At 46.6% G+C, this 19,342-nt stretch carries 14 protein-coding genes; all 14 read left to right on the forward strand.

Annotation, left to right across the window (positions count from 1 at the left end):
* The first annotated feature begins 8 nt into the window (after positions 1 to 8).
* The 14 genes from PAHA3_RS20315 to PAHA3_RS20380 all read left to right on the forward strand — a co-directional run bounded on the left by PAHA3_RS20315 (position 9) and on the right by PAHA3_RS20380 (position 19,338).
* Positions 9 to 1,835, forward strand: coding sequence for an oligopeptide ABC transporter substrate-binding protein (locus tag PAHA3_RS20315; RefSeq protein ID WP_062836534.1), 1,827 nt, complete (start codon positions 9 to 11; stop codon positions 1,833 to 1,835).
* Between the two features lie 253 nt (positions 1,836 to 2,088).
* Positions 2,089 to 2,979 carry a D-alanyl-D-alanine carboxypeptidase family protein gene (locus tag PAHA3_RS20320; protein WP_062836535.1) on the forward strand — a complete coding sequence of 297 codons (891 nt, stop codon included), beginning with the start codon at positions 2,089 to 2,091 and terminating at the stop codon, positions 2,977 to 2,979.
* A gap of 120 nt (positions 2,980 to 3,099) precedes the next feature.
* The gene (locus tag PAHA3_RS20325; protein ID WP_062836536.1) at positions 3,100 to 5,517 is read left to right on the forward strand and encodes a S9 family peptidase; all 2,418 of its coding nucleotides are present in this window, start codon (positions 3,100 to 3,102) and stop codon (positions 5,515 to 5,517) included.
* A gap of 230 nt (positions 5,518 to 5,747) precedes the next feature.
* Entirely contained in the window at positions 5,748 to 7,334 is a 1,587-nt protein-coding gene (locus PAHA3_RS20330; protein ID WP_062836537.1) for an MFS transporter, read from the forward strand.
* 244 nt (positions 7,335 to 7,578) lie between these two features.
* The gene (locus PAHA3_RS20335) at positions 7,579 to 8,613 is read left to right on the forward strand and encodes an LCP family protein (RefSeq protein ID WP_062836538.1); all 1,035 of its coding nucleotides are present in this window, start codon (positions 7,579 to 7,581) and stop codon (positions 8,611 to 8,613) included.
* 183 nt (positions 8,614 to 8,796) lie between these two features.
* On the forward strand, positions 8,797 to 9,222 hold the full coding sequence (locus PAHA3_RS20340; RefSeq protein WP_062836539.1) for a CBS domain-containing protein: 426 nt from the start codon (positions 8,797 to 8,799) through the stop codon (positions 9,220 to 9,222).
* Positions 9,223 to 9,486: 264 nt separating this feature from the next.
* Positions 9,487 to 9,789 (forward strand): MazG-like family protein, encoded by a 303-nt coding sequence (locus PAHA3_RS20345; RefSeq protein ID WP_017691445.1) that lies wholly within the window; start codon positions 9,487 to 9,489, stop codon positions 9,787 to 9,789.
* The gene (locus PAHA3_RS20350) at positions 9,786 to 10,706 is read left to right on the forward strand and encodes a DUF2232 domain-containing protein (protein ID WP_235599515.1); all 921 of its coding nucleotides are present in this window, start codon (positions 9,786 to 9,788) and stop codon (positions 10,704 to 10,706) included. Before PAHA3_RS20345 ends, PAHA3_RS20350 begins: the two co-directional genes overlap by 4 nt.
* An 11-nt stretch (positions 10,707 to 10,717) precedes the next feature.
* A complete protein-coding gene (locus PAHA3_RS20355; protein ID WP_062836540.1) occupies positions 10,718 to 12,709 on the forward strand; it encodes a DHH family phosphoesterase in 1,992 nt (663 codons plus the stop codon).
* Entirely contained in the window at positions 12,706 to 13,149 is a 444-nt protein-coding gene (rplI, locus tag PAHA3_RS20360; protein WP_062836541.1) for a 50S ribosomal protein L9, read from the forward strand. Before PAHA3_RS20355 ends, rplI begins: the two co-directional genes overlap by 4 nt.
* A 1-nt stretch (position 13,150) precedes the next feature.
* Positions 13,151 to 14,512, forward strand: a complete 1,362-nt coding sequence (gene dnaB / locus PAHA3_RS20365) for a replicative DNA helicase (protein WP_036611922.1) — start codon at positions 13,151 to 13,153, stop codon at positions 14,510 to 14,512.
* Between the two features lie 444 nt (positions 14,513 to 14,956).
* Positions 14,957 to 16,243, forward strand: a complete 1,287-nt coding sequence (locus tag PAHA3_RS20370; protein ID WP_036671866.1) for an adenylosuccinate synthase — start codon at positions 14,957 to 14,959, stop codon at positions 16,241 to 16,243.
* Between the two features lie 221 nt (positions 16,244 to 16,464).
* Positions 16,465 to 17,232 (forward strand): hypothetical protein, encoded by a 768-nt coding sequence (locus PAHA3_RS20375; protein ID WP_062836542.1) that lies wholly within the window; start codon positions 16,465 to 16,467, stop codon positions 17,230 to 17,232.
* 573 nt (positions 17,233 to 17,805) lie between these two features.
* A complete protein-coding gene (locus PAHA3_RS20380) occupies positions 17,806 to 19,338 on the forward strand; it encodes a peptidoglycan DD-metalloendopeptidase family protein (RefSeq protein WP_153028267.1) in 1,533 nt (510 codons plus the stop codon).
* Positions 19,339 to 19,342 lie beyond the last annotated feature (4 nt).

The raw sequence follows: 19,342 nt of genomic DNA on the forward strand, positions 1-19,342 counted from the left end.
AAAGGTTCATGAAAAAGGGATTATTTTCACGGGGACTATTTTTCACGATGATGCTAGTCTTTGTATTGGTGCTCGCAGCGTGCTCTGAGAAAGAAGCAGCTACTCCAGCTCCTGCTACCAACACAGAAGAGGGAAAAACAGAGGAAAAACCTGCTAATGAAGAGGGCGTTTACTCCATTGAAGACTTCAACAATGTTAAAACGAATGAAGGTACTGCGATCGAAGGTGGATCGATTACATTCGGACTTGTATCGGATACTGCTTTTGAAGGTACACTGAACTTTAACTTCTATTCCGGTAACCCGGATGCACAGGTTCTTCAATGGTTCGATGAAGGTTTGCTGACTTGGGATAAAGACTATGTGTACACCAATGATGGTGCTGCAACATATGAGACTTCCGAAGATGGAAAAACTTTCACACTGACCATTCGTGACAATGTAAACTGGCATGATGGCAAACCGGTAACGGCTGAAGATCTGCAGTTTGCTTATGAAGTGATTGGTAGTAAGGGTTATGACGGCCCTCGTTATGACTCCAACTTTACTAGTGTAGTAGGTATGGATGAATATCATGCTGGAACAGCAAAAACAATCTCTGGTATTAAAGTGCTGAGCGACAAACAAATCAGCATTACGTATAAAGAATCCACACCGTCCTTGCTGACAGGTGGCGTATGGACATATCCATTGGCTAAACATATCTTCGGAGATATGGATGTAGCGAAAATGTCTTCTTCCAAAGAAGTACGTGAAAAACCAATTGGTTTTGGTCCATTTAAAGTGGATGTAATCACTCCAGGTGAGTCCGTAACTTTTGTTAAAAACGACGACTACTGGCGTGGGGCTCCAAAATTGGATAGTGTGACTCTGAAAGTTATCAACCCGACAACGGTTGTTCAAGAACTGAAATCTGGCGGGGTAGACCTTGTGGATGCATTCCCGACAGATCAATACAAAGATAATGCTAACCTCTCCAACGTTGAATTCCTGGGCGCAATCGATCGTGCTTATACGTACATCGGTTTCAAACTGGGTACGTGGGATGAAGAGAACGGAAAAGTTGTAAGCAATGCTGAAGCAAAAATGGGCGACAAAAACTTGCGTAAAGCAATGTGGATGGCTGTAGATAATGACCAAGTAGGTAAACGTTTCTACAACGGCCTGCGCTGGAATGCAACAACTCTGATTCCACCATCTCACCCAGAATTCCATGATTCCAGTAATCCGGGTGTAGCATATGATCCAGAAGCAGCGAAAGCACTGCTTGAAGAAGCTGGTTACAAATTGGATGGTGAATTCCGTACGAATCCAGATGGAACACCACTGGAAATCAACTTTGTGTCCATGACTGGTGGCGACACTGCTGAACCATTGGCACGTTACTACGTTCAATCTTGGGCAGCTATTGGTCTGAAAGTTAACTTGGAAATGGTTGAGTTCAACAGCTTCTATGACCGTGTAGGTAACACAGGTAAAGATGATCCGAACATTGATGTATATCAAGCGGCATGGGGCGTTGGTATTGACGTAGATCCATCCGGTCTGTATGGCCGTGATGCACTGTATAACTTCTCCAGATTCTCTAGCGAAGAGAATGATAAATTGCTGGCACAAGGTATCTCTGCTGAAGCATTTGATGTAGACAAGCGTAAAGAGATCTACAATCAATGGCAGCAATACATGGTAGACGAAGTTCCTGTATTCCCTACACTGTATCGTGCAGTTGTAGCACCGGTTAACAAACGTGTAATGAACTATGCGATTGGTGATGGAACAGGCGTTTATCTGAGCGACCTGCAAGTTAACGCAGACAAAGCAGTTGTAGCTGAGTAATACAATTCAGTAATTAGCAGCTGTAAGGATTGGGGTCCTTTCAGAACTCGGTTGCTAAATTCTAATGAAAAATTCTCCTGGGAGAATGAACAAAAGTGTCTTTAAAAACATGGATTCTGTACACTCTGGCATGGGTGTATGGGGTTCATGTTTTTTTTGTAACCAAAAAATAAAAAAAATTTAACTTTTTTTCAAAAAAGTGCAGACAAAATACCCTTTCACTTCGTCTATATAGGTAAGAGGTGATTATCTTATGAAAAAATGGTGGAAACGGGCAGGTATGCTGCTAGCTCTGCTGCTCATTATATATTTGGGTGTGAAACCGGACATGCTGGTAGGCAAACCGGGAATTAAAGCTGAATCTGCTGTCTTAATGGATATGAATTCTGAACAGGTCTTAATGGACTTTAACGGCTCTGAGGAGATTGCTCCGGCAGGCGTGAGTAAGTTGATGACAGAACTGCTTGTGATGGAGGCCGTGATCAATGGTGATATAAGCTGGGACGATCTTGTTAATGTGAGTCTGTATGCCAGTTCGGTAGGGGGCAGTCAACTGACCTTGAAACAGGGTGAGCAATTAACAGTAAAGGATTTATTCCAGATTGTAGCTGTCTATTCAGCGAATGATGCAGCGGTTGCTTTGGCTGAACATATCAGTGGTACAGAGCATAAGTTTGTGCAGCAGATGAACCAAAAAGCATCTCAGATTGGGCTGTCTGAGGATACACAATTCACGAATTCAACAGGCCTGAGTGAAAAGCTGCTTGGTCCTAATCGTCCGACCGAAATACAAGGGCAGACCTTAATGACGGCTATAGATGCTTGTAAGCTTGCGCGATATCTGCTGAATAACCATCCCGAGATCTTAAGAATCTCCAGTCAAATGCAAGTATCGATGCATCAAAAAGGAATGTACATGAGTAACACGAACTGGATGTTGTCCTCCATTGGTGGGCCGTATGCTTACGATGGGAATGATGGATTGAAGACCGGGTATGATGAAGATTCCGGATATCATTTTGTTGGGACAGCTGAACGTGATGGCAAAAGACTGATTTCCGTTGTATTTGGAACAGATACTCGTGAAGGGCGTTTTGTGGAGACGCGAAAGTTGTTCAACTATGGATTTTCGGGATCGAAATAACTTGTGAACAAGGACATTGTATAGGAGCTCTTCTCGCTGTTATCTTGTGGTTAATCATGGTAAAATGACTTACGTATAATTCCATATTATTCTGTAATTCACTTTAAAGGGGGAAATCGTTTGAACGCGATCAGCAAAAAGGTATACGCTCTCACGCTTACTATGGCCATGTCCGTTGCACTGATTCAGCCAGCTGTACAAGCGGCAGAAGCCGTAAAACCCACAGCGGCAGTCTCGGAGGCCATTGCTTCCAAGGCGACACAAACACTACAGCAACTGGGATACATAGATGAAATCACAGAGGTAACAACTCCGATCACTCGTGCCGAAGCGGCAATCATTCTGCAACGTGTACTTAAACTGGATGCGCCTGCATCACTTACAGGTTTTGCAGATGTTACGCCGGAGAATGAAGCTGCGCCTGCCATCTACGCTCTGAAGCAAGGTGGGCTCATTCAAGGGAAGGCAAAAGGCTATGCCCCGGATGCGCCACTTACACGTGCACAAATGGCATCGTTGTTTACGCGTGCATTCGAACTGAAGGATAATGGAATCCAGGTAGTATACAGCGATGCCGATCAGATTCCAGCTGTACATGCGAATGACGCTGCACGGGTTAAGCAGCATTTTATTATCGAAGGTAGCGCATTTAATGCCAAACAATCGGTGACTCATGGCGAATTCGCAGATGCCCTGTATCTGGCGCTTGGACTTGATGTGAAGTCAGAGGGTCTCACACCTCTGGAGGACTTCTTCAAACAGCCTGCTCAGGCAGGGTTCCAGATGTCGCCTGACGGTAAACATCTCGCTTACCTGGAGCCATGGAACAACCGCATGAATATCGTAGTTACCGCAAACGGCCAGGATAAGCCTGTACGCATTACGAGTGAAACAGAACGTAATATCGCAGGATTTGCATGGGCAACCAATGACAAGCTGCTCTACGTGCAAGATAAGGCAGGCGATGAGAATTATCATTTATATATTACGGATATCGATGGTAAAAACAGCAAGGATCTGACGCCGTATCCTAATACAAGAGCCATCCTGGTAGATCCGCTTGAGAATATCCCGGATGAGATTCTGGTAGGTCTGAACAAACGTGATCCACGCATCTTCGATGTATACCGTATTAACATCAAGACAGGAGAGGCTGTGCTTGCGGCAGAGAATCCGGGCAATATTACAGGCTGGCTAACGGATCACGAAGGCAAAATTCGTGTTGCCGTATCCAGTGATGGTAATGTGTCTTCGTTACTGTATCGTGAATCAGAGGATAAAGAATTTGAGCCGCTACTGACAACGAAGCTGGGAGAGACTTTTGCTCCAGTCATGTTCACGTACGACAATAAAAATATCTATGCCGTATCTAACTTGGAGCGAGACAAAACGGCAATTGTAGAGTACAGTCCAAGCAGCAAGAAGGTAACCAAAACCATCTATGAAAATAAAGATGTGGATGTAAGCAGCTTCATCCCTTCCAAAGAAAAAGGAACTATTCTTGCTGCTGTGTATGAAACAGATAAAGTGAACTATGAATTCTTTGATCAAGAGTTCAAAACGTTAATGCAGGATATCAAAGCGAAAGTGCCAGGCAAGGAAGTTAGTCTAACCAGCATAAGTGAGGAAGGCCAGGTACTTTTTGTAGCCTATAACGACAAAACAATGGGCACGTATTATTTCTACGATTCCAAAACAGCTAAACTCGATAAATTGGCTGATGCCGCACCTTGGATTGATGAGAGCCAAATGTCGGACATGAAGCCCATTACGTATAAGTCACGTGACGGTCTAACCCTTCATGGTTATCTTACACTGCCTCAAGGAGCAAAGGCTTCTAACTTGCCACTGCTGGTTGTTCCACATGGTGGTCCTTGGGCTCGTGATTCATGGGGCTTCAATCCTGAGATTCAATTTCTGGCAAGTCGTGGCTATGCTGTTCTACAGGTGAACTTCCGTGGCTCCACGGGGTACGGTAAGGAATTCCTGGATGCTGGTAATAAAGAGTGGGGTAAAGCCATGCAGAACGACCTCACAGACGGCGTGAATTGGCTAGTTGCAGAGGGAACGGTTGATGCGAAGCGCGTAGCGATCTATGGTGGATCCTACGGAGGTTATGCGGCTCTTGCAGGACTGGCATTCACACCAGATGTTTACGCTGCAGGAATTAGCTATGTTGGACCTTCCAACATCTTCACCCTTCTGGATTCACTGCCACCTTACTGGGAATCAGAGCGCAGTATGTTCTATGAACGTGTGGGAGATCCCGAGAAGGACAAGGAACTGTTGACAGCTATTTCACCACTCTTCCACATCGATCAGATGAAGGCCCCATTATTCGTGGTTCAGGGCGCTAATGATCCACGTGTCAAACAAGCCGAGTCAGACCAGATCGTTGAAGCATTACGCAAGCGTGGAGTTGATGTACCGTATATGTTAAAGACAAACGAAGGTCATGGCTTCGCGAACGTAGAGAATCAGCTCGATCTGTACCGTGCGATTGAGAAATTCCTGAATCGTCATCTGATGCAGCCATAATACGTTAGACATTGAGGACTGTCCCACAGGTTCGACCGAACCTGTGGGCAGCTTTATTTTATCGGAGCAGAGGTAAAATGAACCATATAACCATATTATTAAATTGACATATGGATTTCTTTTGCTTTAAAATGACCAATGAGTCATTATTATTCAATTCGGTTTAATATATATGTACCAAACCAACTGTACGATACTGAATTTAAGATCTGATCGGGAGGTAACATGTGATGCAAAAACAAATGAAATGGCCGCTGATCCTGTTTGCCATAGGTGTATTTATGGCTGCGTTGGATAATGGGATCATCACCTCTTCACTGACCACCTTAAATGCATCGTTTGGTGTGTCGCCAACATGGGGGGCGTGGACAATTACGCTCTACACGCTTGGACTTGCAGTGAGTGTTCCTATTGCGGGCAAGCTGTCGGATCGTTATGGTCGCAAGAAACTATTTTTGATTGAAGTGGCGTTGTTTGGGATCGGGTCCTTGCTCGTCGCGCTAAGCACATCGTTTACCTTCTTCCTGATCGCTCGTGTCATTCAAGCTTTGGGCGGCGGGGGGATCTTTATCATTGCCAGCTCATACGTATTAAGCAAGTTCCCAGTGGAGCGTCAAGGTACAGCTTTGGGTCTGCTTGGAGGTATGAATGGTGTTGCCGCCATTTTGGGGCCCAATGTTGGTGCTTTCATACTGGACATTACGGGCAACTGGCATTGGTTGTTCCTAATCAACGTGCCTATCGCCATTTTGCTATTCATTGCGGGTATTCGATTTATTCATGAAGAGCAGGAACTGAACCGTGCAGCAGTGGACTGGAGCGGTATCGCTGTCCTAACACTAGGTGTACTCAGTTTAATGTATAGCTTCAGTAATCTGGACGGTGTGAACATGCTTCAAAGTCTGGGGTCACCGATGTTCTACGGTTTCTTCTTGGCAGGTGTGATCATTCTGGTGCTCTTTTACTTCATGGAAAAAAGACTCGAAGGATCTGAACGTGAACCTGTTGTATCGACACAGCTTCTGGGCATCGCGTCCTTTCGCTGGACGCTGCTGATTGCTTTTTTCTCAGGAGCCATTCTGGCCTCGGTAATCTTTATTCCCGGATTTGTTGAGCAATATCTCGGCGTATCCAATACAGCCTCCGGGTACTGGTTTACTCCGCTCGCGCTGGCATCCGGCATTGGGGCAGGCGGAGGTGGATACCTCGTTGACCGCAAAGGGCCAATCTGGACGTTATCGGTTGCGGGTGTGTTATCCGCTATTGGATTCCTACTTTTCCCGCTATGGGTAGAGCATATCTGGCAATTTGTCATCGCGAGTACGCTCGTAGGTATCGGCTTCGGCATGATGCTTGGTGCGCCAGTTAACGTACTTGTCACGGAACAGGCGGGAGAGAGCAACAAAGGTATCGCGGTAGCAACCAGTTCGTTATTCCGCCAGATGGCTATGGCTATTGCGCCTACGATTTTTGCCGGATTCCTGGCACGTTCTTTCATTAATTTGGGGTCCAACATTCAGGCAGGGTTTGCTGATAAAGGAATTCAGGTGCCGCCTGAGATGCTTGAGCAATATGCCTCGGGTGGATCATCCGGGAGTGATGTGTCCAGTCTGACAGAGGGCCTATCCCAAATTCCGGATGAAGGTATCCGTGATGTCTTGCTTCAGGCAGTGCATCAAACGACAGGTCAGGGTTACAATGGCCTCTTCTGGTCTGCGGTCGTATTCAGTGTGCTTACGCTGGTAGCTGCGCTGATAACGGGACGTTTGCGTCAAAAAGAGAAGAGCCAGCATGTGGAAAGTATATCCACAAACTGATTCAATAGTGTGTCGAAATGAAGAGAACAGTGTACCTTTTGTAACTAAAAAAGGAGTCGCTGTTCTTTTCAATTTAACCGGATTGTAACTTTTCATCTCCTCGCAATGATTACAATAGAACGAGCGTAAGCGGTGTCTTGATTCCAGATAGAGAAAACTTCAGAGAACACCGAGTCACAAGGCATGCCAGACGTTTAATTGGTATTATGGATTATCATTTTGATAGTGAAGAAGGAATCAATGGATGAAAAGCAGAACTAAAGATAAGAAGAAGAAAAGAAGAAAAGGCCTATATATAACGCTCGTTTCGCTTGTTGTTTTGTTAATCGGAGGTTATCTGTTCCGTCAACAGCTGGCTGTAGCTGCATTTGATCTGTTTCTTGCCGGTTCGGTAGAAGATCAGCTATCCCGCTCTTATGTACCGCAGGAAGGTAACAATACGCCTGATCCAACGGTATATCGCAAGGAACCATTCTCGGTGTTACTGTTGGGTTCGGACAAACGCGCCTATGAGAAGACGCGTGGACGTTCAGATACAGTGATCTACGCTGTAGTTCGTCCAAAAGAGTCCCGTGTACTATTGGTGTCCATTCCACGTGACACGTATGTGCAGATTGTGGGACGGGATGCGAACAAGGACGGCGAAGATGATTATGATAAGCTGGCGCATGCCTATGCGTTCGGTGGGGAGAATATGTCCATCAATACGGTGGAGAAATTCCTTGATGCCGATGTAGGATATTATGCAACGATCAACTTCGACGGGATCAAAAAAGTCGTTGATGCGCTGGGTGGTGTAAAACTGCCGATTGATGAGGACATTGTGAACAAGGACCCGAATCATGTGCAATTCACGATTGAAGGCGGCAAGCCGATCTATGACGGGCAGGAAGCACTGTATTATGTAAGATACCGTGAGGATAGCGATTTTAATCGTACCAAGCGGCAGCAGATTTTCTTGAACGCGATGGCGAATGAGATGTTGAATTTGAATCAAATCGCCAAAATTCCGGAATTGATTCAGATTATGGGAGATAGCTTCCAGACGGATATGCGAGCTTCTTTCATTATTGATCTGGCTAAACAGGTGCTTACTCAGGAGAAACCACAGATCTCAAGCTTCACCATTCTGGGTGAGGGGATGCGTAAAGACGGTATCTATTATGGCCGTGCTGACGAGAAAGATGTCCAATATGCCAAAGAGCTGATTAACAACTGGATGGATCAATCGACCCCAGCCGGTGAAGTAATGATCCCTGACCGGCAAATGATTGAATAATCAATTCCATACCGATGGTTTGTTGTAGACCACAATCAGCAGTACGTTTATTCGCGGGCTGCTGTTTTTTTCTTTGTAGTGAGATCCATGATCCTTTTGGAACATCCTGCGTTCTGATCCGTATAATATAAGTTGAGCGAGATAAGTTGAACGAAGAAATTCACAAGGAGGATACGTAAGGGTATGAACATCGCATTTTTTTTGCTGCCCAAACAAGAGGTTACATGCGTGACGTCGGATTCTACGCTGCGGCAAACGTTGGAACGGATGGAGTATCATCGGTTTACGGCGGTGCCCATTTTGAATAAGGAAGGCAAATATATTGGTACGGTTACCGAAGGCGACTTATTGTGGTACATGAAGAATGCCGAGGGAAAGATTTCATTTGAAAACGCTTCAAAGTTCTTGCTCAAAGACGTTCCGCTTCGCCTGGATATTAAGCCCGTTTCTATTGATGCCAATATGGAAGACCTGATTAATCTGGCAAAAGTTCAGAACTTTGTTCCTGTGGTGGATGATATGGAGCGGTTCATTGGTATTGTCAGACGGAGTCAGATTATTGAGTACTGCGAAGGCATTGTAGCCAAAGAATCGATTAAGGCCAAGTAAGCCGTAACGAATATAAACATTATTGTGACAGCAGGGATAATCACAGCCGTCAGGTATCATGTTAAACTTAAGAAGTCCTGAACCAAGGACGCATTCGAAGTTTGTTTACAAGTATATATGTCGATTGGATGTACGGAGGACTCCGCATAAGTACCTGACATCAGTTTCGGAGAAATTCTCCGCTTTTTGGGGTAATTTTGCGGGCCCTCTTTTTATGCTATAATCGAGAATAAAGCTTTTTCGGGGGAGAGTGACTTTCGCCAAATGCCTAAAGAACTGGATGTAGCCAAACGCGCTAAAGTGATTGAATGGCTTAAAACCGAAGTACTTGATCAAGTATCCCGATTATTCAAGGCGTTATGGGAAGGCAGTACAACTCGAATCGGAGACAGTCTTGCCAGTTTGATTATGAGTAGTTACATATTGGGCCGCAGGCTCGGTATTCCTTTCAAGGATCTGGATGCACTGCTTGTTGAGAAGTTGAAAAAGCATAAACAGGAAGGTCACCAGCTTGAAGACTGGTACCAGGATATTTCCGCGCTAGAAGATCATATGCGTAAGAGGTGAATTTGTTGAAATTTAGCTTTAAATCAGCTGTTTGGAGTGCAGTCTATCTGCTCCTGTTACTTTCGCTGTTAACTCCTTTATCGGTACTTGCCATATTTTTTATGATGATTCCGGGAGTTATTTTGTATGCTTCATTATCTTTAAAATCATTTATATGGCATCTCGTGCCCGTAGCCGTTATTTTGGTGATATTCCATCCGATCTATCTGCTGCTATTGCTTATCTTTACCTTGCCTGCGCTCGTTATGGGTCACGCGTATAAAACACGTAAATCGGCCCTGTTCACGCTTATGGCGGGAAGTGGCACGATGCTGGCAGAATACTTATTGTTGCTCTTGGTCGGCAGTGTCATTTTCCAATTCGACCTGTCCAGCTATATTGAAGATGTGGTCAGACTGACCATCGAACCGTTAACGAATACATCCAATCAGATGATTAACGGGTTTGCATGGACGCCTGAGATGACCGAGGATGTTGCCAAACAAACGCAGCTTATGATTCCTTTTGCCCTCGTTGTTACATCGATGGTAATGGCCTTCATCACACACGTTATTGCTCGTCCAATCCTGAACGTAATGGGTGTGACGGTATCGAAGCTTCCACCAGCGAGAGAGTGGCGTATGCCACGTGCGCTGATCTGGTATTATTTCCTCGCCTTGTTGATCGAAGTCATCTCTAGACAAAGTGATGGAACGTACTGGACCATGATTGCCATGAATCTGTCGCCATTGATCAATCTGGGCTTCATGATTCAAGCGATCGGCTTCTTCTTCTTTCTCTCACATACAAAGAAATGGAATCCGGTTATACCGTATTTTCTTGCAGTTGCGGTCTTCTTCATTGGCCCGCTTCGGATTATCGGAATTATCGATCTGGCGTTCCCGCTTCGTGAGGCAATATCGAAATCAAAACGATAGGGTGATGAGTCATGCCTAAATTTCTGAAGAAACGCTGGCACGGCTACTATACCGTATGGGCGTTCATACTGCTGCTGTTGCTCGTGATGTTCGTTACCATCTATAACTGGACGCTTGGTTTGATTAGTCTGATACTGGCTTCGGCGCTGGGAATCGTCATGATTAAGGCGGAGCTCGCGTTCCGCCGTGAGCTTAACGACTACATTAATGGCCTATCTATTCGGATCAAACGGATGGAAGGGGAAGCGGTCAGCATGCTTCCATTCGGAATTGTGCTGTACAGCGAAGATCGTACGGTAGAGTGGCATAACCGCTTTGTCGCGGAGATGTTCCAGGAGAAGACAATGGTGGGTAATCCGCTACTTAATTTGTTTCCCAAACTTCCTCAGCCTAAAGAGAAGAAGGATGGGACCAAGGAACATTCATCCAAGGAGTTTCATGACGAATTCCAGTTGGATGATCGGCATTATGGAGTTATTCATAACCCGCAGGAGCGGTATGTATATGTATACGAGATTACGGAGCTAGCCATTCTTCGTGATAAATATGAAAATGAGCGCCTTGCATTGGGTATTCTTGTTCTGGATAATCTGGACGAGGCTGCCCAGGGCATGGACGACCAGCAGCGTACAGCGCTAATTGCCCGTGTGACCAGTGAGATTACGTCATGGGCCAAGCGGTACGAAGTGTACCTGCGTCGTCTATCTTCTGATCGGTATCTGTTGATGCTGAACCATAAGTCTTTGCAGGAACTGGAGCAGAGCCGATTTGTCATTTTAGATGAAGTTCGGGAGATGACTGCTGACCTCAAAGTGCCAATGACACTCAGTGTAGGACTGGCATTTGGATCGGATAGCATCAGTGAGATGGGAGAACTGGCACAGTCCAGTCTGGACATGGCACTCGGACGTGGTGGCGATCAGGCTGCTGTGAAGTCCGGGCAACGCCTGTCTTTCTATGGCGGCAAGTCCAATGCAGTGGAGAAACGGACACGGGTCAGAGCCCGCGTTATTGCTCATGCGCTGCGTGATTTGATGCAGGAGAGCGATCGGGTACTTATCATGGGCCACAAAATTCCGGATATGGATGCGATCGGCGCATCCATCGGAGTGTGGAAAGCGGCCAGCCTGTACAATGTGGAAGCCCGGATTGTTTTGGATGGAATTAATCCATCGATTGAACGCATGATGGAGCAGGTGAACAAGGACGAGAAGTTGTCCAAAGCATTCGTATCACCAGAACAGGCAACCCAGATGATGACCGAGCACACATTGTTGGTTGTGGTTGATACGCATAAGGCCTCCATGACCATGGAGCCGAAATTGGTACAGTCTGCAACCCGTGTCGTGGTTGTGGACCATCATCGCCGAGGTGAAGAGTTCATCAATGACGCGGTGTTGATCTATCTGGAGCCTTATGCGTCCTCTGCTGCGGAACTGGTAACTGAACTTTTGCAATACATTCATGACAAGGTACAATTCACTCCGCTGGAAGCTACGGCTCTACTTGCCGGGATTACCGTGGATACGAAGCATTTTGCACTCCACACCGGGTCCAGAACGTTTGAAGCGGCAGGCTTCCTGCGTCGCAGTGGTGCAGACACCATTATGATCCAACGGTTGATGAAAGAGGATCTGTCAGAATATATTGCTAAGGCAGAAATCATAAAGCATGCTAAAATGGTATACGGGAACATTGCGCTGGCGGTCACGGACCCTGGCAGCAAGATTCCACAGATGATGATCGCCCAGGTGGCGGACACATTGCTGAATATGACTGACGTGGTCGCTTCATTTGTGATTAGTGAGCGTCCGGATGGACTGATTGGCATCAGCGCGAGATCGCTGGGGCGCATGAATGTTCAGGTTGTTATGGAACGACTGGGCGGTGGCGGACATTTAACCAATGCTGCCGTGCAGCTTGAAGGAACGCTTGGAGAGGCAGAAAACCGGCTGACGAACGTACTGGCTGAAATCGAAAAGGAAGAGGGGCTGTTCGAATGAAAGTCATTTTTATAAAAGATATGAAGGGTCAAGGCAAGAAAGGGCAAGTGAAAGAAGTATCTGAGGGCTACGCACAGAACTTCCTACTGCCACGGGGAATCGCACGTCCAGCAACAGATGGCAACATGAAGACTTTGGACAACCAGAAGGCTGCTGAAGAAAGAATCAAACAAGAAGAGAAAGCAGAAGCGGAAGCACTCGCGAAGAAGCTGGAAGCAGAAGTGACTGAACTGAAAGCCAAGTCCGGTGAAGGTGGTCGTCTGTTCGGTGCCATTACCAGCAAACAGATCGCAGAAGCTTTGTCTAAAAAAGGTCTGAAAGTAGACAAACGCAAAATTGAGCTGGACGAGCCTATTCGTACACTCGGCGTAACACAAGTAACTGTCAAGGTTCACCCTGAAGTGAAGGCAACCTTGAAGGTACAGGTAACGGAAGAGTAAGATGGGCGGCGAAATGTTATTCGACCGGATTCCCCCGCAGAACCTGGAAGCCGAACAGGCCGTGCTGGGTGCAATCCTGTTGCAGGGCGAAGCCCTGATTACAGCGATGGAACGGGTGCAAACCGAGGATTTCTATGATAAGCCCCATCAATTAATCTTTGAAGCGATGATCCAGCTTGGTGAGGGAAATCAACCGATTGACCTCGTGACACTGACTTCGCTTCTGAAGGATAAAGGTGAGCTGGAGGACATTGGCGGCGTTAGTTATCTGGCGAAGCTGGCTCATGGTGTACCTACGGCGGCGAACGTAGACTATTACGCTCAGATTATCGAAGAGAAATCGATGCTGCGTCGCCTGATTCGTACGGCAACACAGATCGTGAGCGAAGGATATACAGGCGGCGAAGATGTTGCAGCCATGCTCGGAGAAGCGGAGCGTCGCATTCTGGAGATCTCCAACCGTCGCTCCAGTAGTGGTTTTATAGCCATTCAGGACGTACTGATGGAAGTATTCGATCGTGTGGAGACCCTACATCAGAACAAGGGAACAACGACGGGCATTCCGTCCGGATTTATTGATCTGGACAAGATGACTGCCGGATTCCAGCGCAGTGACTTGATCATTGTAGCGGCCCGTCCTTCTGTAGGTAAGACGGCCTTCGCCCTGAATATCGCTCAGAACGTTGCCATTCGGGCTCAGGAGACGGTAGCCATCTTCAGTCTGGAGATGTCAGCCGCCCAGTTGGTGCAACGTATGATCTGTGCGGAAGCCAACCTGGATGCCAGCGTAATGCGTATGGGTGATTTCAAAGGTGATGAAGACTGGCAGAAGCTGACGATGGGTATTGCAGCTTTGTCAGAAGCCAACATCTTTATAGATGATACGCCAGGGATTACTGTAGCGGATATTCGTGCCAAATGCCGTCGTCTGAAGAAAGAGAAAGGCCTTGGCATGATCCTGATCGACTATCTTCAACTGATCAGTGGACGTGGTAAAGCAGGGGAGAACCGTCAACAAGAGGTATCCGAGATTTCACGTACACTGAAACAGATTGGCCGGGAACTGGAAGTTCCGGTTATTGCGTTGTCCCAGCTGAGCCGGGGTGTAGAGCAACGTCAGGATAAACGTCCGATGATGAGTGACTTGCGGGAATCGGGTTCGATCGAGCAAGATGCCGACATCGTAGCGTTTCTGTATCGGGATGACTACTACAACCAGGAGACCGAGAAGAAAAACATTATCGAGATCATTATCGCGAAACAGCGTAATGGTCCGGTAGGTACAGTGGAACTGGTCTTCCTGAAAAACTTTAATAAATTCGTCAATTACGAGAGGGCGCACAATGACGCCTTCGCGATGTAACGGGCAGGTGCTGACGGCTTCGATCAGGAAGCAAAATCGTCTGTCCCGAAGATCAACCATTAGCGTAACTGGACTTAAACATGTGATATAAATACCAGATATAGATTCGCATGGAACTGGGAATCCTTGAACCGGTGATAGCAGTCAAGCAAGCTTGGACTGTAGTCTCCGGTTTTTTGTGTCGAAATAGTGGGTAAATCCCGAACATTACAGTTGTACTATATCTAATTGTTCGCCATTTGATTTGACTTTGAAAAAGGGTACTGGTACACTAATACTGCTGCGTTAAAGCAGCGCAAACCTTCCCTTGAATGTAACGGAAGGAGATTTTTACTGTCCGTTAGCACGCTTCTCAGTCGGTTTATTGCGTAACATGCCTGCCGGGATAGAGGACGGACAGACCAATACAAAGGTGCGCAAGGCACCCACGGAGGAATGTTAACTATGTCAACGGTAGTTGTAGTGGGAACGCAATGGGGAGACGAAGGTAAAGGTAAGATCACGGATTATTTGGCGGAGAGCGCTGATGTGGTGGCTCGTTATCAAGGTGGTAACAATGCGGGACATACAATTCTAATTGATAACAAAAAATATAAACTGACGATGATTCCATCGGGGATTTTCTACACGGATAAAGCGTGTGTTATTGGTAACGGGATGGTTATCAACCCGAAGGCACTCATCGAAGAAATTAACTATATTCATGACAATGATTTCACAACGAAGAACCTGTCCATCAGTGAGCGCGCACATATCATCTTGCCGTATCACATGGTATTGGATGCACTCGAAGAAGAGAGCAAAGGCCCGAACAAAATCGGTACGACTGGCAAAGGAATTGGCCCATGTTATATGGACAAATCAGCTCGTATTGGTATTCGGATGGTTGACCTGCTGGATGCTGAAGATTTTGAACTGAAACTGCGTCATCTGGTCAAAGAAAAGAACCGCGTCATCGAGCAAGTCTACGGCGGCCAGCCTGTTGATGTGGAAGAGATTCTGCAAGATTACCTCGGATATGCTGAAATTCTGCGTCCTTACGTACGTGATACATCCGTTGTTCTGAACGAATACATTGATGAGGACAAAAAAGTATTATTTGAAGGCGCACAAGGTGTTATGTTGGACCTCGATCAAGGAACTTATCCATTTGTTACATCATCCAATCCGTCCGCAGGTGGCGTATGTATCGGTTCTGGCGTAGGCCCGGCTCGTATTCAGCAAGTCATTGGGGTAGCGAAAGCTTACACAACCCGTGTAGGAGATGGCCCATTCCCTACGGAATTGCATGATGCAATCGGCGACCAAATCCGTGAGACTGGACATGAGTACGGTACTGTAACTGGACGTCCACGTCGTGTGGGATGGTTCGATAGTGTTGTTGTTCGCCACGCGCGTCGTGTCAGCGGAATCACAGGTCTGTCCCTGAACTCTCTGGACGTAATGACAGGTCTGGAAACGGTGAAAATCTGTACCGGATACAAATTCCGCGGCGAGGTCATCACACACTATCCGGCAAGCCTCAAAATGTTGGCAGAATGTGAAGCGGTATACGAAGAGATGCCAGGCTGGAGCGAAGATATCACTGGAGCGAAGAAACTCGAAGACCTGCCAGTGAACACACAGAATTATGTAAAACGTGTTTCCGAACTGACAGGCATTCCAATTGCCATCTTCTCCGTTGGTCGTAACCGTGAGCAAACGAATCAAGTTCTTCCAATCTACGAGTAATCAAAGAAATAGATAGATTGTTTCTTGAATTATAAAATAGGATACTCTGCCGACTCAGGCAGTAAAGCCTCCAGTTGTTGCTTTTATAGCGATGACTGGAGGTTTTTTGTGTGTTTTTTGGATATAATCCCGAGATTTCTGTCAATACTGGTTAACAGTAGAGTCACAGACCCCAGCATGCGCATGCTAGACGGGTGGGATAATCGGAGGGAGAGAACGGAATGAAGTTGCTTGTGTGGTTTGTCAAAATCGTGCTAACGGTGTTGCTGGTCAGTTCACTGACACTGCTCACGACCGGATTAATTGTACAGTCCTATGCGAAATCGCTACTCGCGAGTTTTAATATTCAGTGGGAAGGTCAGCCCATGGGGTTAACCGCCATGTTCCAGGGTGCATTGGGTGGTAAAACCAGTGAGGGGAACAAATCAGGAAATGGCACAACAGATCAGCCGACAGGAGCGGACGAAGAGCAGGTTCCGGAAGATGCTGTTTCAGTTATGGGAAACGGGTCGGAAGGCGGTGAATCTGGCGTAGATAAAGGCAACAGTGGGTCCCAGGGGGCCAGCTCAGGCGAGGGAGCAGGAGAAGGCTCAGGTACAGATTCGACCGCAGGTTCGAACTCAGGCGTGAATGCAGGCAATGGGACGGATAGCGGCACAGGTAATGAATCTGGAACAGCAGAGGGGAGTGGCTCAGCTTCGGGGAACGGAACCGGAGCGACCAGCGGTAGTGCTTCTTCAGGCAATGATGCCATTGTCATATCGCCGGATGATATCACAGGAGCGAAGGATAAGCTGCCGGTGGAGGAGAAGGAACGGATCTTCAGCCTGCTCATGAACAAACTGCCGCAGAAAGAAATGCAGCAGATCTCAGGCGCCATGGAAGGTGGCCTAACAGAACAGGAACTGCGCGAGATTGAGCAAGTGATCTCAAAGTACCTGACCAGTGAAGAGTATGACAACCTAATGGAAGTTTTGCAGACAGAATAAGATAGGCAGGGAAAGCAGGCGTGCTCATAGACGAGTATCGCCTGATTCAGCAGAAGCGCTTTGTCATTCTTGCAGTTAAAGAATAGAAATGTGAAAGTTCATTTCTATTGAGTCATGAGATGAAATCGAGTTTAAGAGAAATCATGAATAGATAGTTTACGTAATCCTCTATCAGAGCTGATCTGATGGGGGATTTTATTTGTATTTTTATGAAAAAGAAAGCATATTTTACTGGGTCTTAGAACCTAGTCTTAAATTAAGAGTAAAAGTACATAGTACAGCGGATGTTGAGGCATAATGGGGGATGGACCAGCCTTGCTATCTTATGGATAATTCAGGAAAACCAAGCGGGGCGCGGCTTTGTGGTGTGACGTGTAGAGTTGAAATGAGTGTAAAACCTGTGTTAAAGTATACGGGTGTGATAAAAGGTTAAAATTTTGACACTTTTACGAGCGCAGCTAAAGTCCTGATTTTGCGGACACCCAAATATATTATTCAACTAGCATGGGACAGACACGATGGGTGATGTCTTGACAGAAATGCGAACTGACAAGTGCTGAAAAGGAGAGAATCATGAAAGGTTTCAGAGGCATACGCCAACCGGGCAAAGACCGGGTACACGAACAATCCGGGGAACACCGGACGGCCGAAGACAAAAACAACATGAGCATGTCCACCTTCAGTGTGAATAAGAAGCGCGTTCTGGCCTCGCGCAAATGGATCATTACAGCAGCATGCGGTGTATTCATCGCGGCATCGATCGGATTCGCAGGCAAACAATATGTTACTGCAAATACCGTCCCGTACTATAAAGTCATGGTTAAAGGTAGCGAGATTGGTACCATTGCGGATGAAGCACAACTACAACAACTGTTTACAGACAAAACTGAGGAATATCAAAATAAATATCCGGATGCAGAGATGGTGCTGAACACGGATGGCATCACAACCGAAACGGTAAAAGCGTACAAACCTGAAGTGAACAGTGACGAAACGCTGGATAAACTGGGTGACATGCTGACAGCCTATGCCAAAGGTGTGGAGCTTAAGGTAGACGGTGAAGTCATTGGCGTTGTGAAGGATCAGGCGACAGCTGACGCGATCTTGGAACAAGTGCAGAACAAGTACATATCGGCATCGGCAGTGCGCAGTTCACTTAAGACGAAGTCGGTATCGGCTAATTCCTCGAAGAAAGAAGAGGGACCGAGTACAACATTGAAGTCGGTAGGTATCAAGGAAGAAGTAGCGACGGATGTGGTGAAGGCTGATCCAAACAAAATATGGGATGTGTCCGAGGCGGTTAAAGCATTAACCGTTGGTAAAGACGCGCCTGTAACTTATGTGGTTCGTGAAGGAGATACGATCTCTTCGATCGCTTCCAAGTATGAAATTACACAAAGTGAGATTCGCCAGCATAATCCGGGCATCAAGGAAACATCGCTTCAAATTGGAGACGAACTGACCTTGACCGTGCCTAAACCAGCAGTAACCGTTAAATCGGTCGAGCAGGTGGTTGAGCAGATTGAGATCAAACCGCAAGTGGAAGTGCGCAAAAGTGCTGAACTGAAAGTAGGCACAACCAAAGTCGTGCGTCCAGGTCAAAGCGGTCTGAAAAATATGCAGTATCGTATAACGAAAGAAAATGGTGAAGTCGTTCAGGAAGAGTGGCTTGGCCAGGAAGTGATCAAAGTTGCCGTAACCGAAGTGGTTCTTAGCGGAACAAAAGTCGTTGGTGAGGGCTCAGGTGAATTTGCTTGGCCGGTATCGAATGCAACGATGAGCAGCAGTTTTGGACAGCGTTGGGGTCATCAACATAAAGGGGTCGATCTGGTAGGTAACCGGGATGTGAAATCATCCGACGAAGGCGTGGTTACTTTTGCAGGACAGAAGAGTGGCTATGGTAATGTCATCATTATTAACCATCGTAATGGATATGAAACATTGTATGGTCATCTGAACAGCATCGGTGTGAAGGTTGGACAAGTGGTTGAAAAAGGGGAGAGCATCGGCGTTATGGGTAACACCGGACGCTCGACTGGAACCCATCTACACTTCGAGATCCTGAAGAACGGCACAGCGGAGAATCCGATGACGTATTTGAACTAATATA

This window comes from Paenibacillus amylolyticus (assembly GCF_001570725.1).
In the GTDB taxonomy this organism is placed as follows: Bacteria; Bacillota; Bacilli; order Paenibacillales; family Paenibacillaceae; genus Paenibacillus; species Paenibacillus amylolyticus_A.

Bases quoted from the DNA above. Each gene is read 5' to 3' on its own strand.
- PAHA3_RS20335 (WP_062836538.1), top strand. From the start codon at position 7,579: ATGAAAAGCAGAACTAAAGATAAGAAGAAGAAAAGAAGAAAAGGCCTA.
- PAHA3_RS20320 (WP_062836535.1), top strand. From the start codon at position 2,089: ATGAAAAAATGGTGGAAACGGGCAGGTATGCTGCTAGCTCTGCTGCTC.
- PAHA3_RS20340 (WP_062836539.1), top strand. From the start codon at position 8,797: ATGAACATCGCATTTTTTTTGCTGCCCAAACAAGAGGTTACATGCGTG.
- rplI (WP_062836541.1), top strand. From the start codon at position 12,706: ATGAAAGTCATTTTTATAAAAGATATGAAGGGTCAAGGCAAGAAAGGG.
- PAHA3_RS20375 (WP_062836542.1), top strand. From the start codon at position 16,465: ATGAAGTTGCTTGTGTGGTTTGTCAAAATCGTGCTAACGGTGTTGCTG.
- dnaB (WP_036611922.1), top strand. From the start codon at position 13,151: ATGGGCGGCGAAATGTTATTCGACCGGATTCCCCCGCAGAACCTGGAA.
- PAHA3_RS20330 (WP_062836537.1), top strand. From the start codon at position 5,748: ATGCAAAAACAAATGAAATGGCCGCTGATCCTGTTTGCCATAGGTGTA.
- PAHA3_RS20345 (WP_017691445.1), top strand. From the start codon at position 9,487: ATGCCTAAAGAACTGGATGTAGCCAAACGCGCTAAAGTGATTGAATGG.
- PAHA3_RS20355 (WP_062836540.1), top strand. From the start codon at position 10,718: ATGCCTAAATTTCTGAAGAAACGCTGGCACGGCTACTATACCGTATGG.
- PAHA3_RS20370 (WP_036671866.1), top strand. From the start codon at position 14,957: ATGTCAACGGTAGTTGTAGTGGGAACGCAATGGGGAGACGAAGGTAAA.
- PAHA3_RS20380 (WP_153028267.1), top strand. From the start codon at position 17,806: ATGAAAGGTTTCAGAGGCATACGCCAACCGGGCAAAGACCGGGTACAC.
- PAHA3_RS20315 (WP_062836534.1), top strand. From the start codon at position 9: ATGAAAAAGGGATTATTTTCACGGGGACTATTTTTCACGATGATGCTA.